A 19195-nucleotide genomic window follows, 5' to 3' on the forward strand; every position below is an offset into this window, starting at 1 on the left:
ATGGGAGAGGGGAGCCAAACGTGTGCAACCTTAAGTGAACAGCATTAGGGCTTGCCCGGGTTTTTATTTCGGCATTTGCCGGTTATCGCGGCTGAAGCCGCTCCTACAGCCCCTCACGACAGATCAGTAGCAGCCCGGCGCATGCCGATATGCGGGATGTCGTCCTCCAGATACACCTCGGTCACCGCCACGAAGCCATAACGCCCGTAGTAGCCCTGCAGGTGCGCCTGCGCCGACAGATAAACCGGCGCCCCCGGCCAACGCTGACCACACTCGACCAGCGCCCGCTCCATCAGCCGGTGGCCCAGGCCAGTGCCACGCGCCCGCTCGGCGATCACCACCCGACCGATCACCACCTCGCCTTCCATACGCTGCGGATCGAGCAGACGCAGATAGCCCACCAGCCCCGACTCGTCACGCGCCAGCAGGTGGCAGGTATCGCCGACCAGGTCCTGACCATCGGTTTCCAGATAGGGACAGTTCTGCTCGACCACAAACACCTGGGTGCGCAGCGCCAGCAGTTCATAGAGGGTGGCGGTATCGAGTTCGCGGTGGTGCAGGCAATGCCAGGTGACAGATGACATGGGAAGGCTCCGCAATAGCGCCATTATCCGATGGCGGCGACATGTTTACACTCGCCCCGCCAGCTACTGTATAAAGCCGATCCCCCAAGATGAGGAGCCGACGCCGTGGAAGAAGTCATCGAACAGTTGCGCGAACTCAACGAGCCGGTACCGGTACCGCTGGAGCTGCCGGAAGAAGAAACCCTGGTGGAGATTCAGGAGCAGATCCTCATCCACTTGCCCTTCGAGCTGCGCGAATACCTGCTCAAGGTCAGTGATGTGGTCTACGGCCGCCTGGAGCCGGTGACCGCCAGTGATCCGCACTCGCACACCTACCTGCCGGAAGTCGCCGCCGAAGCCTGGAGCCTCGGCCTGCCACGCGATCTGGTGCCGCTGTGCCAGGACGGCCGCGACTACTACGCCGTGGACGTGGAAGGCCAGGTCTGGCTGTGGGATGGCGACGAAGGCGAGCTGACCGACGAAAGCTGGGACTCGGTCTGGCACTGGTGCCGTGACGTCTGGCTGGAAAGCTGATCACGCCTTCGCCCTGGGGTGCGCCATACGGACTATCGGCTTCGCGAACGCCGTCGCCGCTGAAGCGCCTCCCACGATATGTCTCCGAGACTCAGCCCCGAGGGAGGGGCTTCAGCCGCGAACCTCATCAAGCGAGTTACGCGAACAGCGCCCTCACACCTCGCCCTGCTCCAACGCTAGCAGGTTGAGCAGAAAGCGCGCGAAGTAAAGCAGATCCTGTTCCATCGCCTGGCGAGCGCCCTTGGCATCGCCGGCTTCGATAGCGGCAAAGGCGTCTTCATGAAAGTCATTGAGCCGCAGCGACAGGTCGGCGCCGGTGAACAGGCGGTTGAAGAAGGGGCCGATCTGCAGCCATAGCGACTCGATCGAACGCAGCAACACCGGGTTGCCACATGCACCGTACAAATGCAGGTGAAACTGGCTGTTGGCGTTGAGGTAGTCCTGCACCTGGCGCTGCTCGATGGCGGCGTCCATGCGCTGCACGCAGTCACGCAGCAGGGCCAGGTCGCTGCTGTCCAGACGCGGCGTGGCCAGCTCCACTGCCAGGCCTTCCAGCGCCAGGCGCACCTGAAAGATGTTTTCGTAGCGCTCGCGGGTCATCGACGGGACGCGCACCGAGCGCTGCTGCTCGCCCTCCAGCGCGCCCTCGGCCACCAAACGTTGCAGAGCCGCACGCACCGGCATCGGGCTGGTACCCCACTCGGCCGCCAGGTCGCGGATCTTCAAGGCTTGCCCCGGCTGAAAACGTCCGGCCAGCAATCCCTCACGAATACGTTGGTACAGCTGTTCCTGCAGATTATCGCTCATGGTTTCAATGCCCCTTTGGCGGTGCAGGAAGCTGGGAGAGGGTAAGCAGGCAGTCACGCATGAGTTTCTCCATTGAACGAAGATCGGGCCGACAGGAACGAGTGATCGCCGTTCGTCTGCTTCATTTTTTTGTGATCACAAAGTTAGCCAAATACTAACTCATATAGGTTCAATAAGTGGATATTGCGATTTCTGTGATCACAAAATATGATGTGCGGAAATCCGAACGAGGTGTTCAAGATGACTGCCAGTGGTATCGCCGCAACCGCCGTGGAAACCTTCGCTGCCCGTGAGCGCGCGCGCTTCCTCGAACGCAACCCGAAGTCGGTGGCCCTGGCCGAACGCGCCCGCCACTCGCTGTACGGCGGCGTACCGATGCACTGGATGGCCGATTGGTCGACGCCGGTGCCACTGTTCGTCGAACGTGCCAAGGGCGCACGTTTCTTCGATGTGGACGGTCACGAGTACATCGACTTCTGCCTGGGCGACACCGGCACCATGTTCGGCCACTCGCCCGACCCGGTCGCGCGCGCCCTCGCCGAGCAAGCGAACAATGGCCTGACCACCATGCTGCCCGGCGAGGACGCTGTGGTATGCGGCGAGCTGCTGGCCCAGCGCTTCGGCCTGCCCTACTGGCAGGTGACCGCCACCGCCACCGACTCCAACCGCTACGTGCTGCGCTGGGCGCGCGCCATCACTCAGCGCAAGACCCTGCTGGTGTTCGACGGCTGCTACCACGGCACCGTCGACGACGTCATGGTGCGTCATCGCGATGGCCAGACCGTGCACCGCTCCGGTCTGGTCGGCCAGGCCTATGACCTGACCGAGCACAGCCGCGCCATACCCTTCAACGATGTCGAGGCGCTGGAAGCGGCGCTGGCTCAGGGCGATGTCTGCGCCCTGCTCTGCGAGCCGGCGATGACCAATATCGGCATGGTGCTGCCCGATCCGGGCTTTATGCAGAAGTGCCGCGAGCTGACGCGCAAGTACGGCAGCCTGCTGATCATCGACGAAACCCACACCATCTCCACCGACATCGGCGGCTGCACGCGACTGTGGGGCCTCGACCCGGACTTCTTCGTGGTCGGCAAACCCATCGCCGGCGGCGTGCCTTGCGGCGTCTTCGGTTGCAGCGCAGAGATGGCAGGCGCCATGACTAAGGCGCGTCAGCGCGACAGTGAAGAAAGCCACGGTCACGGCCACAGCGGCATGGGCACCACCCTGTCGGCCAACGCCCTGGCCATGCACTGCATGCGCGCCAACCTGGAACAGGTGATGACCCAGGCGGCCTACGACCACATGCTGCCGCTGGCGGCGCGCCTGGCCGAGGGCTTGCGTCAGTTGATCGGCAAGCACAACCTGAACTGGTCGGTGACCGAGCTGGGCGCACGCTGCGAATTCCAGTTCTGCGCCACGTCGCCACGCACCGGTGCCGAGGCTGAAGCGGCATTCCATGACGAGCTGCAGAGGGCCCTGCACCTGTACCTGATCAACCGCGGCATCCTGATCACCCCGTTCCACAATATGACCCTGTGTTGCCCGAGCACCACAGCGCAGGATGTGGACAAGCTGATCACGATGCTCGATCAAGCCCTCACCGAGCTGCTGGCCATCCCCGGCGCCCGCGAGTAATTCATCGATCAGCCTGTGGGAGGGGCTTTAGCCGCGACAGTCGCCGCTAAAGCCCCTCCCACGAGATAACGACTCACTGTGAGAATCACCATGCAATTCGCCAACCCGCAGGAAGCCCGCGACTTCCTCGAACGCCACCCCGAGGTGCGCAGCATCGAGCTGATGCTGATCGACGCCAACGGCATTCCACGCGGCAAGCTGCTGCATCGCGACGAGCTGCTGGCCATCTACGAAAACGGCCGACCGCTGCCCAGCTCGATCCTGTCGCTGACCATCCAGGGCGAGGACGTCGAGGAAAGCGGCCTGGTCTGGGAAGTGGCCGACGCCGACTGCTGGACCTACCCGCTGCCCGGCAGCCTGACCCTACAGCCCTGGCGCACGGTGCCAACCGGCCAACTGCAGGTAAGCATGCACCCGACCCAGGGCCTGCCGGCCACGCCTGGCGACCCGCGGCATGTGCTGATCCGCACCATCGAAGCGCTCAAGGCCGACGGCTATCACCCGGTGATGGCAGTGGAGCTGGAGTTCTACCTGCTGGACAAGCAGCGCGACGCCAATGGTCGCCCGCAGCCCGCCGTGCAGATGAACGGCGTGCGCCCACAGGCGCCGCAGGTCTACGGCGTGTACGAGCTGGAGCAGATGCAGCCGTTCCTCGACGACCTCTACGCCGCCTGCGAGGCGCAGGGCCTGCCGGTGCGCACGGCCATCTCCGAATACGCGCCGGGCCAGCTAGAGCTGACCCTGGAGCACCGTTTCGATGCACTGCAGGCAGTGGACGAAGGGGTTCGCTACAAGCGTCTGGTCAAGGGCGTGGCCAACAAGCATGGGCTGCAGGCCTGCTTCATGGCCAAGCCGTTCGGCGACCTGGCCGGCAGCGGCATGCATATGCACGTATCGCTGGCCGATGCCGAGGGCAACAACCTGATGGCCAGCGAAGACCCACAAGGTACGCCGCTACTGCGCCATGCCATCGGCGGCATGATGGCCACACTCAACGATGCCCTGGCGATCTTCTGCCCCAACGCCAACTCCTTCCGCCGCTTCCAGGCCAACAGCTACGCGCCGCTGGCCAAGAGCTGGGGGGTGAACAACCGCACCGTGTCGTTCCGCGTGCCGGGCGGGCCGGCGGGCAGCCGCCACGTCGAGCACCGTATCTGCGGCGCCGACGCCAACCCCTACCTGGCCGCGGCGGCGATCCTCGCCGGCATCCACAAGGGCATCCGCGAGCAGATCGATCCGGGTCAGGCCATCGTCGGCAACGGCTACGAGCAGGCGCGCGAAACCCTGCCCACCGACTGGCTCACCGCCCTGCGCAACCTGGAAGGTTCGAGCTGGGCGCGCGAAGCGCTGGGCGAGGATTTTCTCAAGGTATTCCTGGCGATCAAATGGGCCGAGTTCCGCCAGTTCATGGGCGAAGTGGGCGAGCAGGACTGGCGCTGGTACCTGACCCACGCCTGATCGTCGCGGACGATGAGTTGGCGGCGAGCCCTGCCGCACACCCTTATCTACAGCGGCATGCAACGCCCATTGAATCCCGCCTCGTGCGGGCCGTCGAAACACAGCTGGCCGCGTCCATCGGGCTCGGCCAGCTGTGTCGGATGGTAGGGGTTGCGGGCATCCGGCATGTTGGCCAGCTGCTCGGCATCGAAAGGCCCCGGAGGCAGGCTCACCACCACGGCCAGCAAACGGCGCTTGGCCTCCAGGTCGTGCAAACGCCCGGCATACCGGCGCATGTCAGGGCCGGCAACGGTCAGCAGGATATTGCCGGCCCGGTTGCGTATGCCGCCAACCGAGGCCGGCCCGGGAGCCGGCTCCTGCATCGCTGCGGCAAACGCCTCTGGCTCCAGCTGCGACAACTGCACAGCCCGCGCATACGGCGCCAGGCTGGCGTTGATGGTCATCTGCGGGCGGAAGAACAGCTGCAGGCCAAGGTATTCCCGGCCGGAGACGCTCTCCGGCAGTTGCGCATACATCTGCGCGATACCGTAGAACTCGCGCTGCATGGGCTTGAGCAGCGAGCGCTCGTCCACGCTGAACGGCTTCGGAACCGACGGGCGCGGGATCAGCCCCTGGCGATACAGGCGGACCTGCCATTCCAGATTGCGGTTGACCAACACGCCCAGCAGCATCTTCAGCACCAGGTTGTCCGCACGCGCCAGTTGCTGGCGCAGTAGCCTGAGCTCCTCGCGCAGCCCTCCCTGTGCCACATCACCCTGACCATCACGGGCCATTTGCAGCATCAGTAGATTGAGCACCTGCTGGCCCGCGTACACATAAGTGAGTCGCGGTACCGGCTCGGCGACACTCACCGAGGTCAGCGTGCGGTAGTCGTCCATGTTGAGAAAATCCCAGTAGCGCCGCTGCAGAGCGAACCAATCGGGGGCGATACGGCTGCCCAGGTCGGCCTGTGCCAGCAGGCTGTCGAAGCAGCCGAGCGCCTCGATTCGGCAGAACAGTCGCCCTTCTGGCAACGACAGGCTGGCAACGGTCGGCCCCGAATAATCGCTATCGGTCACGCCGCGCCCGGCGTACCAGCGCTCGTAGTGCTGCAGACGGGCCTTACCCAGTGCCTCGGGCTGCTCATCGAAAGGCGCATCGATCCCGTTGAGGAAAAGGTACGCGCGGCTTTCGCCGGTCGCCGCCTGCACCTGCTGCTGCCAGTCCTGCACCTGGGCGCCAGGCGGCTCATCACGCAGCCAGGCGCTGCCACCGACCAGCAGCGCCAGCACCAGAATCACAGCACCCAGCAGGCCGGCCCGTCGGCTCACGGACGCACCTGCGCATCGACCTTGATGTAGTCGCCCGCCACGCTGATGCCCATGCCGCCATAGTCCTGGCAGCCATCGGCGAACACTTCCAGCACGCGCAGCGAGATTCCCTCGCGCAACAGACTCACCGCGCAACCGGCATTCAGCGCGGCATCCTCCAGGCGCATCTGCACAGCGTCGCCGACCAGCTTGCCCTCAAGCCCACCGACAGCCGCCGGGCCGTACTCCTCGACCCGCGCCCCCGCGCGCAACGGCGCAAAGCTGACGTGATAACCACCGCCAGGAATCTCGCTGATCTGCAGTTCGCTCCACACCGCCTGGCCGCTGTAGCGCAGGTAGCGGCCTACCGGGCTGGCACTCAGTGCCGGGTAATCCAGCGCCTGGGTAACCTTGATCAGGTTGTGCCGCGTTGCCGAACCATAAAGATTGGTGTCCAGTGCCAACTGCAGCCAGGCGCGGGCCATGCCGGCGTCATCGGCGCGCAGGTTGGCCAGCATCAGATTGTTAACGGCGAGCTCGATCCCAGCTTCATCTTCGTTCTCGACGCGACGCAGCTGACGTTCGAAGGACTCGATGGCCGCCTCGAAACGACCGGCCTGATAGGCGGCCGTGCCCTCCTGGTTGCACTGCGCCGGTGTATCGCACGTTTGTTCTGCCAGTGCCGGCAGCGCGAGCAGGCCAAGCAACATAAGGGGAATGTGGCGCAAGGGCATCATCTGGCATCCTAACCAAGCAAAACCCCATATTAGCCGGGCGACGCACAGCGCGGCAGCGCACAGCCTCCCAATTTCGGAGTCACCATGGAAGCCGGAACCGCACAACTCACGATGACCGTACTGATGACCCCGGACATGGCCAACTTCTCGGGCAACGTCCACGGCGGCACCCTGCTTAAATACATGGACGAAGTCGCCTACGCCTGCGCCAGCCGCTACGCAGGGCGCTATGTGGTGACGCTGTCGGTGGATCAGGTGATCTTTCGCGAGCCGGTGCATGTCGGCGAAATGGTCACCTTCCTCGCCTCGGTCAACTATTGCGGTCGCACCTCCATGGAAGTCGGCATCAAGGTGATCACCGAGAACATCCGCGAACGCTCGGTACGCCATACCAACAGCAGCTTCTTCACCATGGTGGCGATGGACGAGCAGGGTCGCCCGGCAGTGGTGCCCGAACTGCACCCGGACACACCCGACGGCCTGCGCCGTCAGCGCCAGGCCAAACAGCGCCGGCAGATTCGTGAAGAGCTGCAGCAGCGTTATCGGGCGTTGAGCGAGGAGAAGAACGACCCTCAATCGTGACCGATGTAGAACAGCAGTTCGCGACGCTGCGGATGATCCTTGAGCAATTGCCATTCGCCACTGTCCAGCCAGGCTTCGTCGCAAGTACCGCATAGGTCGAGACGGTTGGCACGGGTGCCGCTGAACTGAAACTTGCTCATCAGCTTGGCGCACTTGGGGCAACTCAGGGCATGACTGGTTTCGCCCGCTTCGGCCTCGGCGGCCAGCTCAACTGATGTCTCGTGTGCTGGCTGGCGCTCGGCCCAGTCGCGGTAGTGCAGCAGGCTGACCAGTGTGCCTTGGCACTGTGCACTGCCATGGCCAAGCAGGCCATCTTCGAGTTTTGCTGGTTGCAGGCGAGTCGTACGGCAGGCGGGGCAATGCATGGTGACGTCCTTTTCCTATTGAGTGCGCGAACGCTAATCTAGGGTCTGTTGCCGTTTCGCGCACGGCCGCGACGAAACGGCAACAGACCCTAGGGCAAATACGAGAGCAAGAGCGACCCTGAGAACTACTTGGCGGATAGGCTAAGCTCTGTCTCCCGGATCTGGAGTCGTCATGATCAACCTGTTCGATGTCTTCCTGCTGATGCTGTTCGCTGCCGTCTGCGCCTGGCTGTGGCGCGGCCATGGTATTCGCGAGCGTGCACTGGCGTTCGCCAAGCAGCACTGCGCCAAGCTCGACGTGGAGTTGCTCGACGGTGCCGTGGCGCTGCGCCGCCTGGCCATCCAGCGCGACGGCAAGGGCCACCGGCGCCTGGCGCGACTCTATGACTTCGAGTTCACCGTCACCGGCGAGCAACGACTGCGCGGGCATATCAGCATGTTCGGCCCGCATCTCGGCCGCATCGAACTGCAGCCCCATCCGATACTGGAGCCGCAACCCGAGCCGGTTGCGGTGCAGCAGCCAGGCAACGTCATCCGCCTGGAAGACTGGCGGCGCAAGGCGCAGTAGAGCAGCGTGCAGCCTCAATCGTAGGAGCCGGCTTGCCGGTGATATTGCGCTACTTGATCGCCGGCAAGCCGGCTCCTACATGATGTAGAGATCTATCAGCTGCGCTGCAGCAGAAAGTCAGCCACGCGCTCGGCGCTGTCTGCCGGTTGCTCCTGCATGAAGCAGTGCCCACCCGGCACCACCTGACTGCGCACATGGGGGTTGCTCGCGCACCAGCGCGCCACGGACTTGGCAACGAAGGGATAGGTGCGTGAGCCGTGAATCACTTCGGTCGGCGTCGTCACCTTGGCCAGCGAAGGCCACAGGCGCCGCGGGAAGGAACCGAAAATATCCGCCTCGCGGCTGGGTCGACACTTGAGTTCGACACCGCCCTCGACCTCCTTCAGCGCATGCTCGATATAGGCGTCGAATGCCGCCTCGTCCCAGCCACGGAACATGCCACGACCATGCAGTGCGGCGTGCGCGCTGGCACGATCCGGCCATTGCCGGCGGCGCTTCTGCGCCTTCTTCGCCATGCCGGTGCGCTGCGCCAGGCCGACCACGTCGGACAATGCCATCACCCCGATCATCGCTGGGCTAAATAGCACTGGATCGAGCAGCACGGCACGGCGGAACAGCTCGGGATGACGCGCCAGGATCAGGCTGGTGAGCACACCGCCGAAGCTGTGACCAAGGGCGAAGCGCGGCACGTCGCCGAACGGTCCTCGCAGGGTATCGAAGGCCTCCACCGCCAGCTCAGCGTTGCGGTTCCAGCCGTGAAAGCGGCCGCCATGGTCGCTGTCACCATGGCCCTGCACATCGCACAGCCAGAGGTCGAAGTCCTCGGCCAGCAGCGCCAGCATCGGCGTGTAGACACGCCCGCAATAGCCATTGCCGTGCAGGAAATGCAGCAGCGGCTTGCCCGACGGCGGCGTGTGCCAGCCGCGCAGGGTGAAGCCGGCAGAGGTGTCGTGAGACCAGGGCAGCAGTTGCATTGAGGTTATCCACAGCGACGAAAGCGCGGCGAGTTTAGCAGTCTGTCGCCCGGATTCGACAGGTGGCGAAGGAGGTAGTCAGCACGTCGACGCTCTGTGCCTGATCGAAGATCAGCTCCAACCGTGAGTCCCTGCGCCATTCGCTCGGACTCCAGGCCGCCAACGCTTGCCCCTGCAAGGCATTCAACGAGTGCCAGCCGGCGGCACCATGCAGCACGGCCTTGGCCCTGCGCCAACCCAGGCTTTGCAGCCAGCGGCTGACCTGCTCGAGGTCGAAACGCTGGCTCGGGTGCCAGCGCCAGCCGATACTCCAGCCTTCGACCTGATCCTGCACCTGGCAGACAGGCTCGGCGGCGTTGCGCCAGATCTGCGCCAGGCCGGGTGCAGCTGTGGGTAACTCGGCGCTCACCCCGATGGGCGAGGCCTGCGCCGCCAGCCTCGGCAACAGGGCCAGGTCGAGCCGGCCCTGCGCGGTCCAGTGCAGCGGCACGGATGGCAGATCGGTAGCAATCCGCGCTCGCGCCTCGGCGTCCAAGCCTTCGCTCTTGTTCAACAGCAGCAAGCCGGCCTCAGCCAGCGCCTGACGCTGCACGTCCGGCAGCGGCTGACCGCTAGCCAGCGCGGCAGCATCCAGCACCAGCAGTGCCGGTTGCACGGCCAACACACCGAGCCAGGGCGGCTGGCGCAATTGCGCCAGCACCTGCGCCGGATGCCCCAGGCCGGACGGCTCGATCAGCAGGCGGTCGGGCCTGGCCTTGCGCAGCAGGCGCCCGAGGCCAACCTGAAACGGCGCGCCATTGACGCAGCACAGGCAACCACCTGCCACTTCGGCCAGGGCGATGCCGTCGTCGCCCTGCTCGAGCAAGGCGGCGTCCAGACCGATCTGGCCGAATTCGTTGATCAGCACCGCCCAGCGCTCGCCCGCCGGTTTCTGCGCCAGCAGGTGACGGATCAACGTGGTCTTGCCGGCACCGAGCGGGCCGGCAATGAGGTGGGTAGGGATTTGACTGAGCATGAATGTATGTTCGGTGGTTCGCCAGACAAGTACCAGCACAGACTGCGATTAAGCAGCATGTTAGATTCGCCGGCAGTTTTTCGGGAGTCGAAACGATGCGTGCATGGCTGTTGCTGTTTTCCCTGCTGCCGGGCCTGGCCCTGGCCGAAGCCTGCGTGGTGCATAGCCAGGCCGAACGCCTGGACGTGAAGGTCTGCCAGGAGAATCGCAACATCCCCGCCACGCTGTTTCGCGAGGGCTTCTGCCAGCCGCAGTTGCAAGGCCAGACGGTCGAGGTGGAGTTCGTCGCGCAGTGCCCCAAGGGTGCCCATGGCGTTTGCCAGAATGCGCGCGCCGGCAGCGGCCTGTACCAGCAGGACATCCACTACTACGGCGTGGCCAGCGACGCGTTGTACCTGGAGCCGGCCTGCAAGACGCAGTATCAGGGCCAGTGGATCAAGCCCTGAGCCGAGTGTTGTAGGGCGGGTGCAACCCGCCACTCCCTGCTTGGCGGGTTGCACCCGCCCTACGCGGAAACGCTGACATCAAACTTTCACCCAACAGGCGCTTAATGACCTCGGGTACCTCACGTAACCCTCATGCCGAGTCACGCGTCGGCATGATCTCTTGGTGCTTAAGGCCGGGGCAGTCGCTCCGGCCTATTTTTTTGTTATGCCCCATTGCAGTGGATCATTTCTCGTAGGAGCCGCGCCTCGCGGCGAACAGTGATCACGCCGCAGGTTTCCTGAACAACCACGATCGCTTCGCCCCGAGGCGGGGCTCCTGCCGTCGTCAGCGGGCGATATTCAGGCCAACCAATCCAGGGTCAACAACAGGCGCCGCTCGCCCGCCGGTGGCTGCGGCGAGCGGTGGATCAGCCCGCGTCCCTCGTTGCCGTGCCATTTCTCGCCCTTGGCCAGCGCCACATGGCCGGCATCGAGATGCTGGATCAACGCCTCGTCCTGCGGCTCTGCGCCCGGCTGACCGAGCTTGCTGCGCGGCATCGCGCCCTCCTCCAGCCACTCGCTGCCAACCCCGGCATAGCTGGTGATCAGCCGCAACGGCACGTGGTCGACGTGAAAACGCGGGCACATGGCCTTGTCCAGCGCGCGCAGGCGCAGGCCTATGCGCCGGGCGTCGAGCAGGCAGGCGTAAGCCCGCACCAGCCAGGCCACGTCGGCGAGAAAGGCCGCCTGACCCGGCAGATCGGCATACTGCGCCACCAGGCCGGTCAGGTTCGGTTCGCTGTCCACACGCGACAGCTCCAGGGTGATGGACTGCGCCAGCGGCTCGTTCTGCGCCAGCAGCGCCTCGGCGAAGTCGGCGATCTGCGCCGGCAGGCGGCGCTGCCAGACGGCCAGATTGACGCCGTCATGCAGCACCTCGCTGAGCACCTGGATATCCTCGCCCAGCACCTGCCGGGACAGGTTCGGCAACTGCAGGGCGAACATCAGGCGGCCTCCTGCTGCCATGCACCGAAGGGGTCAGCGAGCAGGCACCAGGCCTCCGGGCCGCCGGCCATTTCCTCATCGGTCAGCAGGCAGTCGTCCAGCTCACGCACCAACTGCGGGAAGTCGATGTTCTGGCCAATGAATACCAGCTCCTGACGGCAATCGCCGACTTCGGCGCTCCAGTGCTTCATGATCGTCTGCAGACCTTCCTCGTCCTGCGGCCAGTGCTGCTTGGCCACGAAGCGCCACCAGCGCCCGGCCAGGCCGTGGCGCATCAGGCCGCCGGCCTGCGACCAGCTGCCGGCTTCCTGGTACTTGCTGGCCAGCCAGAAGAAGCCCTTGGAGCGCAGCAGTCGGCCGTTGCGCCATTCCTGCGAGAGGAAATCGAAGAAGCGCTGCGGATGGAACGGCCGGCGCGCGCGGTAAGCGCTGGAGGCGATGCCGTATTCCTCGGTTTCCGGCACGTGCTCGCCGCGCAGCTCCTTGAGCCAACCCGGCGCCTGCGAGGCGCGGTCGAAGTCGAAGCGGCCGGTGTCGAGGATCTTGTCCAGGGCGATCTGGCCCATGCTCATGGCCTGAATGTCGGCGTGGGTGTTGAGCCCACGGAGGATGGCCATCAACTCCTCGCGCTCGGCCTGGCTGATCAGGTCGATCTTGCTGATCAGGATGACGTCGGCGAACTCCACTTGCTCGATCAGCAGGTCGGTGATCGAGCGTTCGTCCTCCTCGCCGAGGGTTTCGCCCCGGCTGGCCAGGCTGTCGGCCTCATGGAAATCGCGCAGGAAGTTCACCCCGTCGACCACCGTGACCATCGTATCCAGCCGCGCCAGGTCGGACAGGCTGCGCCCCTGCTCGTCGCGGAAGGTGAAGGTCTCGGCTACCGGCAGCGGCTCGCTGATGCCGGTGGATTCGATCAGCAGGTAGTCGAAGCGGCCTTCGCTGGCCAGGCGGCTGACCTCGTCGAGCAGGTCTTCACGCAGGGTGCAGCAGATGCAGCCGTTGCTCATCTCCACCAGCTTCTCTTCGGCGCGGTTGAGGCTGACGTCCTGCTGGACGGTGGCGCCGTCGATATTGATCTCACTCATGTCGTTGACGATCACGGCGACCTTGCGGCCTTCACGGTTCTTCAGCACATGGTTGAGCAGGGTGCTCTTGCCGGCGCCAAGAAAGCCGGACAGCACGGTAACGGGTAGACGCTGATTCATGGGGTGTTCCTCGTTCAGTCACGGTCACGCTGATGTTTTTCGCGCTGTTCCTGACGCTCCTTGGCTTCGATGCACAGGGTCGCGGTAGGGCGCAGCAGCAGGCGCTTGAGGCCAATGGGTTCGCCGATTGAGGGTCTGCCCCCCGTTTCGTCGTGGCCGCGCCGGCGCCAGTTTTTGCGCGGGGCTAGGCGCGAGACGCGAAGTTTGGTGCTCCAAATGAGCCGTCGAGCAACAACGCACCGCGCAAAAACTGGCCCGGCCCTTCGGGTTGCGCGGCAAATGGCGCCATGCGGCGTTGCGGGACTTGGCAAGGGACCACCATTCCCTGCGTCCCGCGCCTGCGGAACGCCGCCCGGCCATGGCGCCATTTGGCGCAGCAACGCGGCTCGCGCCGAAACGGGGGGCAGACCCTGGGCACCAGCCATATTCGCCACGCGCCAGGCGTTCGAGCGCCTGGTCGATCTTGTCCAGCAGCTTCTTTTCCCGCTCCAGCAGGCGCAGCTGCCATTGGCGCTGCTCCTCGGCGGCACCGATGTCGGCGACGTCGCTGCTGGTATCGGGTTGGCGCAGCTCGGTGAATTCCTCATCGATGCGCACCTGCAACTCGGCACGCTGGGTCAGCAGCAGCTCGCGGAAGAACTGCTGCTGGGCGTCGTTCATGTAGTCGTCGGCTGGCTGGGCCAGCAGTTCGGCTTCGGTGGTCGCGGTCTGGGTCATGGCAAATCGGCTGGCTTGCTTTAATTGTTATAACATAACATTTAATTCTGAAAACAACCCATGGATTTGCGATGAACGAACAGCCCCTGCCGGATATTGCCGCCCAAGCCACCCACCACGACCTACCGCTGGACTGGGTCGGTATGGCCGGCATCGCCCTGCCCATTCGCCTGGCGGACGCCGCCGTGACCGCCAGCGTCGATATCGGCGTGAGCCTCGACGATGCCGGCGCGCGCGGCATCCATATGTCGCGCCTGTACCTGGCGGCGCAGCGCCTGGTGCATCAGCCATTGAACGTGCCGGCGGTGCTGCAGGTGCTGGACGACTGCCTGAGCAGCCATCAGGCGCTCTCCGACAGCGCCACCCTGACCCTACGCGGCGAGCTACCACTCAAACGTTCGGCGCTGGTCAGTCCACTCACTGGCTGGAAAGGCTACCCCTTCGAACTGCACGCCAGGCAGGACGGTCGCGGCGTGACCATCGAATTGCAGGTCGAGGTCGCCTACTCGTCCACCTGCCCCTGCTCGGCGGCGCTGGCACGGCAGCTGATCCAGCAACGCTTCGCCTGGGACTTTCCCGACCAGCAGGTGGATTACTCCAGCGTGCTCGACTGGCTCGGCTCGACCCAGGGCATCGTCGCCACCCCGCACAGTCAGCGCAGTACGGCGACCCTACAACTGCGCCTGGCACCGGGCTGCGTCGAACTGCCCGTACTGGCGTTGATCGACAGTGCCGAGCAGGCCCTCGGCACGCCGGTACAGACCGCGGTGAAGCGCGCCGACGAACAGGCCTTCGCCCTGGCCAACGGGCAGAACCTGATGTTCTGCGAAGATGCCGCACGCCGTCTGCACCGCACCCTGCGCCAATTGCCGCAAGCCAGCGCGTTCCGCCTCAAGGTCGTACACGCAGAAAGCCTGCACGCCCACGATGCGGTGGCTCAGAGCCGCTGGAGCTGAGGCATGGCAGACGGCTCCTGTACAGACTTGCTGGCCATCCGGTTTTGCGCTGATACCGTGGTAACCGCTATGGTGGAGAGCCATCGACCATCGTCTAAAGGCCCGCATGCAGATCGAACTGATCGAGATCCGCGACCACCTGAATCGCTACGCCCCCTTCGACAACCTGCCGGAACAAACTCTCGACGAGATCGCCCGCCAGGTGCAGGTGGGCTACTTCAAGGCCGGTAGCGAAATCCTCGCCGTCGGTGCGCCGATCCACGAGCTGCATTACGTGCGCAGCGGCGCGGTGGAAATCCACCGGCGTGGCGGCGAACTGCACAACCGCCTCAGCGAGGGTGACATCTTCGGTCAGGCCGGCCTGCTGCGCGGCAACAAGGTACGCCTGGGTGCCACCGCGATCGAAGACAGCCTGATCTACTTCATCCCCGGCGCGCTGTTCCATCAGCTCTGCGAGCAGTTCGACAGCTTCGCCGACTTCGTCGAGGCCGAAGGTCAGTCGCGCCTCAAGTCCGCCCTGGAAGACAGCCACGGCAAGGCCAGCGAGCTGATGAAGATCAAGGTGCGCAAGCTGATCTCGCGCAGTGCGATCAGCGTGCCGCTGGATACGCCGATCCAGCAGGTGGCGCAGGTGATGACCGAACACAGCGTGTCCTCGGTGATCGTCGTCGACCCCGGCACGCGCTGGCCCGACCCGCACCAGGTGGACGTCGCCGAGCAGCAGAACCAGGTAATGGCCGGCATCCTCACCGACCGCGACCTGCGCACCCGCGTGGTCGCCGCCGGCCTGCCCAGCGACACACCGGTCAGCCAGATCATGACGCCCAACCCGATCACCCTGCAGGCCGACGACTCGGTGTTCGAGGCCATGCTGTGCATGCTGCGCAACAACATCCACCACCTGCCGGTGCTGCATCGCCGCCGCCCGGTGGGCGTGGTGGCGCTGGCCGACATCATCCGCTACGAGTCACGCAGCAGCCTGTATCTGGTCAACGGCATCTTCAACAAGACCTCGGTGGAGGGGCTCAAGAGCCTGCTGCCGGACCTGCACGCCACCTTCGTACGCATGGTCGCCGACGATGCCAGCGCACACATGGTCGGCAGCGCCATGAGCGGCATCGGCCGCGCCTTCAGCCAGCGCCTGCTGGAGCTGGCCGAACAGAAACTCGGCCCGCCGCCAGTGCCCTACTGCTTCATGGTCGCCGGCTCCATGGCCCGCGACGAGCAACTGCTGCTCACCGACCAGGACAACGCCCTGGTGCTCGACGATAGCTTCGATGCGGACGAACACGACGCCTACTTCGCCGAACTGGCGCAGTTCGTCAGCGACGGCCTGGCCGCCTGCGGCTACAGCTACTGCAAGGGCGGCATCATGGCCACCAACCCCAAATGGCGGCAGCCGCTGAAGGTGTGGCGGCAGTACTTCAGCGAATGGATCGAGCGGCCCAACCCGGAAACCCTGCTCAACGCCAGCATCTTCTTCGACCTCGACGGCCTCTATGGCGAAACCGAGCTGGTGGAGAACCTCAAGGACCTGCTCGCCGCAAAAGCCAGCGCCAGCCCTGCCTTCCTCGCCGCGCTGGCACGTAACGCGCTCAACCGCACGCCGCCACTGGGCTTCTTCCGCACCTTCGTGATGGAAACCGACGGCCGCCACCGCAACATCATCAACCTCAAGGGCCGTGGCACCGCGCCGCTTACCGACCTGATCCGCGTGCACGCCCTGGCCTGTGGTTCCAAGGCACAGAACTCGCTGGATCGCCTCGACGCCATCGCCGCCACCAAGCTGCTGCCCAAGGAAGCGCTGGAGCACCTGCGCTACGCCTTCGAGTTCCTCAGCCTGGTGCGTGTACGCCACCAGGCGCGCGAAGTCGAGGCCGGCAACGCGCCGAGCAACTACATCGAGCCGGAGCAGTTCAGCGCCAGCGAACGCCAGCACCTCAAGGAAGCCTTCCAGGTGATCAGCAACGCGCAGAAATTCCTGCGTTTTCGCTACCCGGCACAACCGGCGGGCCGTCCGCGATGAGCGAGCGCGCGGCCCAGGACTGGCCGCAACTGTTCGCCAGCCTCGCCGACAGCAGCCGCGACCCGCGCCTACGCGCCTTCTACGGCGCCGGCTGCGTCGCGGCTGATACGCCACTGGAGGATGTCCCGCTGGTGGCGCTGGACGTGGAAACCACCGGCCTCGACCCGCGTAAGCACGCCATCGTCAGCCTGGGCCTGGTGCCACTGAGCCTGCAGCGTATCCGCTGCGCAGAAGCCCGTTATTGGGTGGTCAAACCCACCAGCGAGTTGAGTGCCGAATCAGTCACCTTCCACCACATCACCCACAGCGACATCCGCCACGCCCCACGCCTGGCCAGCGTGCTCGAAGAGCTGCTGGAAGCCCTGGCCGGCAAGGTGGTGGTCGTGCACTACCGCAATATCGAACGCAGCTTCCTCGACCAGGCCGTGCGCCAGCACCTGGGTGAAGGGCTGATTTTCCCCATCATCGACACCATGGAGCTGGAAGCCCGCCTGCACCCCAAGCGCACCGTAAGCTGGTGGAACCGCTTGCGCGGCCGCGAGCCCATTTCCATCCGCCTGGCCGACAGCCGCCTGCGCTACGGCCTGCCGCTGTACTCGGCACACCATGCACTGACCGACGCGCTGGCCTGTGGCGAACTGCTGCAGGCTCAAGTGGCGAGGCATTATTCGGGGCGTACACTGATCAGCGCGCTCTGGAGCTGAACCCCGACTACCCGCACAACGCGTGGGTACTCTCGAATCAGAACGACACAAGCACACGCCCATGAACCGCCGCAAAAAGATCAAACAACTGCTCGAAGCCCACGCCAAGAAGGCCAATGCCAAGCTCGCGCCCAAAAGCAACAAACCCAAGTACGTCAGTAAGGCTGACAGGGCGAAGCTGGAGGCTCAAGCGGCTCAAGAGCCTCTCGCGCCCGCTGAGTAGAAGTCGGTTGATCGTTCCCACGCTCCGCGTGGCAACGCAGCCCAGGACGCTCTGCGTCCCGTCGCGGTTCAGGCAGAGTCCGCCGACGCAGAGCGTCTCGAAAGGAGGTGCCCACGCAGAGCGTGGGTACCATCGGCATAAAGAGCCAAAACATTGCGGCTAAAGCGGACTGCTGCCCAGCCGTTGATCGTTCCCACGCTCCGCGTGGCAACGCAGCCCAGGACGCTCTGCGTCCGTTGCGATTCTGGCAGCGTCCGCCGACGCAGAGCGTCTCGAACGCAGGTGCCCACGCAGAGCGTGGGCACCATCGGCACACGGCGAGATGGCGCTAGCCGAGGACTTTGTCGGCGGTGTATACCGCCTCGTCGAGAAACACGTTCACTGCCGGGTGATCGCGCTCGCCCTTGCGGTAGGCGAGAAAGACGCCGCGCTGGATAGCCGGCAACAGCGGCACAGCGGTGACGCCGGGTAGCGGTCGCACCAGGCGCAGGCCGGAGACGATGGAGATGGAGTTGCCCGAGGCGACCATGGCCGCGACCATCTCGAAGCCGGCGCAGTGGGCGTTGATGCGCGGCGCGTAGCCCGAGCGGCGGCACAGGTTGGTGATGAATTCGCCGAACGAGCTGCCGGTGGAGTCCAGCGCCCAGGCTTCGTCGCGCAGCTCGGCGATAGTCAGGCTGTCGCGCCTGGCCAGCGCGTGATCAATCGGCAGCAGCACGTGCAGCAGGTCCTGGGTCAGGGGAATCAGCGCGTAGTTCTCGCGGTTCTCGTCGGGCTGCACGGCCAGGTCGTCGATCACCGCCACATCGATCTGCCAGGCGCCGAGAGCGCTGAGGCTTTCCTGCGGCTCCAGCTCCAGCACCACCACGTTCAGCCGCGGGTAAGCGCTGCGCAGCGCGCGCACGGTTTCCGCTATCACCGCCACGGCGATCGAGGGGAAGGCTGCCACGCGCAATTCACCGGCGATTTCCCCGCGCAGCAGCGCCAGCTCCGAGCGCGCTTCGTCGAGCACCATGAGGATGCGTTCGGCATGCGCCACCAGGCGCTCGCCGGCCGGGGTCAGCACCACGCCGCGCCCGCGCCGTTCGATCAGCGCCATGTCCGCCTCACGCTCGAGCTGGGACACCTGCTGCGAAACCGCCGAAGGCGTCAGGTGCAGCGACTCGGCGGCGGCCGCCATGGTGCGGCAGCGGGCCAGTTCACGCAGGGTGCGCAGGCGGGTGATGTCCATGGCGCGATCTCAATAGTTAAGGGTCGCTAACGAATAGGTTAAAAATAAATCAGTATACATAATGATATGGCCGGCCTTAGATAGAGATATCCACACGCGCTGAACCGGGCGCGTGGTTCACCCACATACAGGCATCGCTGAAAACCCGGTTTTCAGCGATGCCCACAGAAGAAGAATCT

General features: G+C 64.9%; 20 protein-coding genes and 2 pseudogenes. 10 read left to right on the forward strand and 12 right to left on the reverse strand.

Annotated features, from left to right (window positions below):
* Window positions 1-113: 113 nt before the first annotated feature.
* The gene (locus N5J71_RS13400) at window positions 114-584 is read right to left on the reverse strand and encodes a GNAT family N-acetyltransferase (protein WP_279917007.1); all 471 of its coding nucleotides are present in this window, start codon (window positions 582-584) and stop codon (window positions 114-116) included.
* A 105-nt stretch (window positions 585-689) separates the two neighbouring features.
* Between N5J71_RS13400 and N5J71_RS13405 the strand changes: the two genes are divergently transcribed.
* Window positions 690-1097 (forward strand): SMI1/KNR4 family protein, encoded by a 408-nt coding sequence (locus N5J71_RS13405; protein WP_279917008.1) that lies wholly within the window; start codon window positions 690-692, stop codon window positions 1095-1097.
* 153 nt (window positions 1098-1250) lie between these two features.
* Here the strand turns inward: N5J71_RS13405 and N5J71_RS13410 are convergent, their stop codons facing one another.
* Window positions 1251-1904, reverse strand: a complete 654-nt coding sequence (locus tag N5J71_RS13410; RefSeq protein ID WP_003464769.1) for a GntR family transcriptional regulator — start codon at window positions 1902-1904, stop codon at window positions 1251-1253.
* 240 nt (window positions 1905-2144) lie between these two features.
* Between N5J71_RS13410 and N5J71_RS13415 the strand changes: the two genes are divergently transcribed.
* Window positions 2145-3536 (forward strand): aspartate aminotransferase family protein, encoded by a 1392-nt coding sequence (locus N5J71_RS13415; protein ID WP_279917010.1) that lies wholly within the window; start codon window positions 2145-2147, stop codon window positions 3534-3536.
* Between the two features lie 90 nt (window positions 3537-3626).
* Window positions 3627-4994 (forward strand): glutamine synthetase family protein, encoded by a 1368-nt coding sequence (locus tag N5J71_RS13420; protein ID WP_279917011.1) that lies wholly within the window; start codon window positions 3627-3629, stop codon window positions 4992-4994.
* 47 nt (window positions 4995-5041) lie between these two features.
* Here the strand turns inward: N5J71_RS13420 and N5J71_RS13425 are convergent, their stop codons facing one another.
* A complete protein-coding gene (locus tag N5J71_RS13425) occupies window positions 5042-6304 on the reverse strand; it encodes a hypothetical protein (protein WP_125874610.1) in 1263 nt (420 codons plus the stop codon).
* Window positions 6301-7020: a tetratricopeptide repeat protein gene (locus tag N5J71_RS13430; RefSeq protein WP_279917012.1), complete on the reverse strand. Its 720-nt coding sequence runs from the start codon at window positions 7018-7020 to the stop codon at window positions 6301-6303. The genes N5J71_RS13425 and N5J71_RS13430 overlap by 4 nt, the downstream gene beginning before the upstream one ends.
* An 84-nt stretch (window positions 7021-7104) precedes the next feature.
* Here N5J71_RS13430 and N5J71_RS13435 point away from each other — a divergent pair, with 84 nt between their 5' ends.
* Window positions 7105-7602: an acyl-CoA thioesterase gene (locus tag N5J71_RS13435; RefSeq protein ID WP_003464774.1), complete on the forward strand. Its 498-nt coding sequence runs from the start codon at window positions 7105-7107 to the stop codon at window positions 7600-7602.
* On the opposite strand, the gene N5J71_RS13440 is transcribed toward N5J71_RS13435, so the two are convergent.
* Window positions 7593-7967, reverse strand: coding sequence for a TFIIB-type zinc ribbon-containing protein (locus N5J71_RS13440; RefSeq protein ID WP_003464775.1), 375 nt, complete (start codon window positions 7965-7967; stop codon window positions 7593-7595). The two genes, N5J71_RS13435 and N5J71_RS13440, sit on opposite strands and share 10 nt — an antisense overlap.
* 172 nt (window positions 7968-8139) lie before the next feature.
* On the opposite strand from N5J71_RS13440, the gene N5J71_RS13445 reads away from it, so the two are divergent.
* Entirely contained in the window at window positions 8140-8535 is a 396-nt protein-coding gene (locus N5J71_RS13445; RefSeq protein WP_003464776.1) for a DUF3301 domain-containing protein, read from the forward strand.
* A gap of 95 nt (window positions 8536-8630) precedes the next feature.
* On the opposite strand, the gene N5J71_RS13450 is transcribed toward N5J71_RS13445, so the two are convergent.
* Together N5J71_RS13450 and N5J71_RS13455 are read right to left on the reverse strand one after the other, a co-directional pair.
* Entirely contained in the window at window positions 8631-9509 is an 879-nt protein-coding gene (locus tag N5J71_RS13450; RefSeq protein ID WP_003464779.1) for an alpha/beta fold hydrolase, read from the reverse strand.
* Window positions 9510-9543: 34 nt separating this feature from the next.
* Window positions 9544-10524, reverse strand: coding sequence for a CobW family GTP-binding protein (locus N5J71_RS13455; RefSeq protein ID WP_279917013.1), 981 nt, complete (start codon window positions 10522-10524; stop codon window positions 9544-9546).
* Window positions 10525-10619: 95 nt separating this feature from the next.
* On the opposite strand from N5J71_RS13455, the gene N5J71_RS13460 reads away from it, so the two are divergent.
* A complete protein-coding gene (locus N5J71_RS13460) occupies window positions 10620-10970 on the forward strand; it encodes an NADH:ubiquinone oxidoreductase (RefSeq protein ID WP_125874615.1) in 351 nt (116 codons plus the stop codon).
* A gap of 339 nt (window positions 10971-11309) precedes the next feature.
* On the opposite strand, the gene N5J71_RS13465 is transcribed toward N5J71_RS13460, so the two are convergent.
* The 4 genes and pseudogenes from N5J71_RS13465 to N5J71_RS13485 form a co-directional block, all read right to left on the reverse strand.
* The gene (locus tag N5J71_RS13465) at window positions 11310-11954 is read right to left on the reverse strand and encodes a DUF1826 domain-containing protein (RefSeq protein ID WP_279917014.1); all 645 of its coding nucleotides are present in this window, start codon (window positions 11952-11954) and stop codon (window positions 11310-11312) included.
* On the reverse strand, window positions 11954-13159 hold the full coding sequence (gene zigA, locus N5J71_RS13470) for a zinc metallochaperone GTPase ZigA (RefSeq protein WP_279917015.1): 1206 nt from the start codon (window positions 13157-13159) through the stop codon (window positions 11954-11956). The genes N5J71_RS13465 and zigA overlap by 1 nt, the downstream gene beginning before the upstream one ends.
* Window positions 13160-13173: 14 nt before the next feature.
* Window positions 13174-13287, reverse strand: a pseudogene (locus N5J71_RS13475) (TraR/DksA C4-type zinc finger protein); the annotation flags it as partial.
* A 250-nt stretch (window positions 13288-13537) separates the two neighbouring features.
* Window positions 13538-13876: pseudogene (locus tag N5J71_RS13485) on the reverse strand (TraR/DksA C4-type zinc finger protein); the annotation flags it as partial.
* Window positions 13877-13947: 71 nt separating this feature from the next.
* Here N5J71_RS13485 and folE2 point away from each other — a divergent pair.
* The 4 genes from folE2 (at window position 13948) to N5J71_RS13505 (ending at window position 17785) form a co-directional block, all read left to right on the forward strand.
* A complete protein-coding gene (gene folE2, locus N5J71_RS13490; RefSeq protein WP_279534066.1) occupies window positions 13948-14832 on the forward strand; it encodes a GTP cyclohydrolase FolE2 in 885 nt (294 codons plus the stop codon).
* Window positions 14833-14938: 106 nt separating this feature from the next.
* Complete coding sequence (locus N5J71_RS13495) at window positions 14939-16858, forward strand: DUF294 nucleotidyltransferase-like domain-containing protein (protein WP_279917016.1); 1920 nt, start codon at window positions 14939-14941, stop codon at window positions 16856-16858.
* A complete protein-coding gene (locus tag N5J71_RS13500) occupies window positions 16855-17562 on the forward strand; it encodes a 3'-5' exonuclease (protein ID WP_279917017.1) in 708 nt (235 codons plus the stop codon). The genes N5J71_RS13495 and N5J71_RS13500 overlap by 4 nt, the downstream gene beginning before the upstream one ends.
* Window positions 17563-17623: 61 nt before the next feature.
* A complete protein-coding gene (locus N5J71_RS13505; RefSeq protein WP_147811488.1) occupies window positions 17624-17785 on the forward strand; it encodes a DUF2986 domain-containing protein in 162 nt (53 codons plus the stop codon).
* Between the two features lie 328 nt (window positions 17786-18113).
* On the opposite strand, the gene N5J71_RS13510 is transcribed toward N5J71_RS13505, so the two are convergent.
* Window positions 18114-19016 carry a LysR family transcriptional regulator gene (locus N5J71_RS13510; protein WP_279917019.1) on the reverse strand — a complete coding sequence of 301 codons (903 nt, stop codon included), beginning with the start codon at window positions 19014-19016 and terminating at the stop codon, window positions 18114-18116.
* Window positions 19017-19195: the final 179 nt, after the last annotated feature.

The sequence above is a fragment of the Ectopseudomonas oleovorans genome (assembly GCF_029845265.1).
GTDB lineage: Bacteria > Pseudomonadota > Gammaproteobacteria > Pseudomonadales > Pseudomonadaceae > Aquipseudomonas > Aquipseudomonas oleovorans.

Excerpts from the sequence above, each read along its gene's own strand:
- N5J71_RS13455 (WP_279917013.1), bottom strand. The coding sequence starts at position 10,524 with ATGCTCAGTCAAATCCCTACCCACCTCATTGCCGGCCCGCTCGGTGCC.
- N5J71_RS13415 (WP_279917010.1), top strand. The coding sequence starts at position 2,145 with ATGACTGCCAGTGGTATCGCCGCAACCGCCGTGGAAACCTTCGCTGCC.
- zigA (WP_279917015.1), bottom strand. The coding sequence starts at position 13,159 with ATGAATCAGCGTCTACCCGTTACCGTGCTGTCCGGCTTTCTTGGCGCC.
- N5J71_RS13400 (WP_279917007.1), bottom strand. The coding sequence starts at position 584 with ATGTCATCTGTCACCTGGCATTGCCTGCACCACCGCGAACTCGATACC.
- folE2 (WP_279534066.1), top strand. The coding sequence starts at position 13,948 with ATGAACGAACAGCCCCTGCCGGATATTGCCGCCCAAGCCACCCACCAC.
- N5J71_RS13420 (WP_279917011.1), top strand. The coding sequence starts at position 3,627 with ATGCAATTCGCCAACCCGCAGGAAGCCCGCGACTTCCTCGAACGCCAC.
- N5J71_RS13510 (WP_279917019.1), bottom strand. The coding sequence starts at position 19,016 with ATGGACATCACCCGCCTGCGCACCCTGCGTGAACTGGCCCGCTGCCGC.
- N5J71_RS13435 (WP_003464774.1), top strand. The coding sequence starts at position 7,105 with ATGGAAGCCGGAACCGCACAACTCACGATGACCGTACTGATGACCCCG.
- N5J71_RS13440 (WP_003464775.1), bottom strand. The coding sequence starts at position 7,967 with ATGCATTGCCCCGCCTGCCGTACGACTCGCCTGCAACCAGCAAAACTC.
- N5J71_RS13505 (WP_147811488.1), top strand. The coding sequence starts at position 17,624 with ATGAACCGCCGCAAAAAGATCAAACAACTGCTCGAAGCCCACGCCAAG.
- N5J71_RS13450 (WP_003464779.1), bottom strand. The coding sequence starts at position 9,509 with ATGCAACTGCTGCCCTGGTCTCACGACACCTCTGCCGGCTTCACCCTG.
- N5J71_RS13430 (WP_279917012.1), bottom strand. The coding sequence starts at position 7,020 with ATGATGCCCTTGCGCCACATTCCCCTTATGTTGCTTGGCCTGCTCGCG.
- N5J71_RS13500 (WP_279917017.1), top strand. The coding sequence starts at position 16,855 with ATGAGCGAGCGCGCGGCCCAGGACTGGCCGCAACTGTTCGCCAGCCTC.
- N5J71_RS13445 (WP_003464776.1), top strand. The coding sequence starts at position 8,140 with ATGATCAACCTGTTCGATGTCTTCCTGCTGATGCTGTTCGCTGCCGTC.
- N5J71_RS13410 (WP_003464769.1), bottom strand. The coding sequence starts at position 1,904 with ATGAGCGATAATCTGCAGGAACAGCTGTACCAACGTATTCGTGAGGGA.
- N5J71_RS13465 (WP_279917014.1), bottom strand. The coding sequence starts at position 11,954 with ATGTTCGCCCTGCAGTTGCCGAACCTGTCCCGGCAGGTGCTGGGCGAG.
- N5J71_RS13495 (WP_279917016.1), top strand. The coding sequence starts at position 14,939 with ATGCAGATCGAACTGATCGAGATCCGCGACCACCTGAATCGCTACGCC.
- N5J71_RS13460 (WP_125874615.1), top strand. The coding sequence starts at position 10,620 with ATGCGTGCATGGCTGTTGCTGTTTTCCCTGCTGCCGGGCCTGGCCCTG.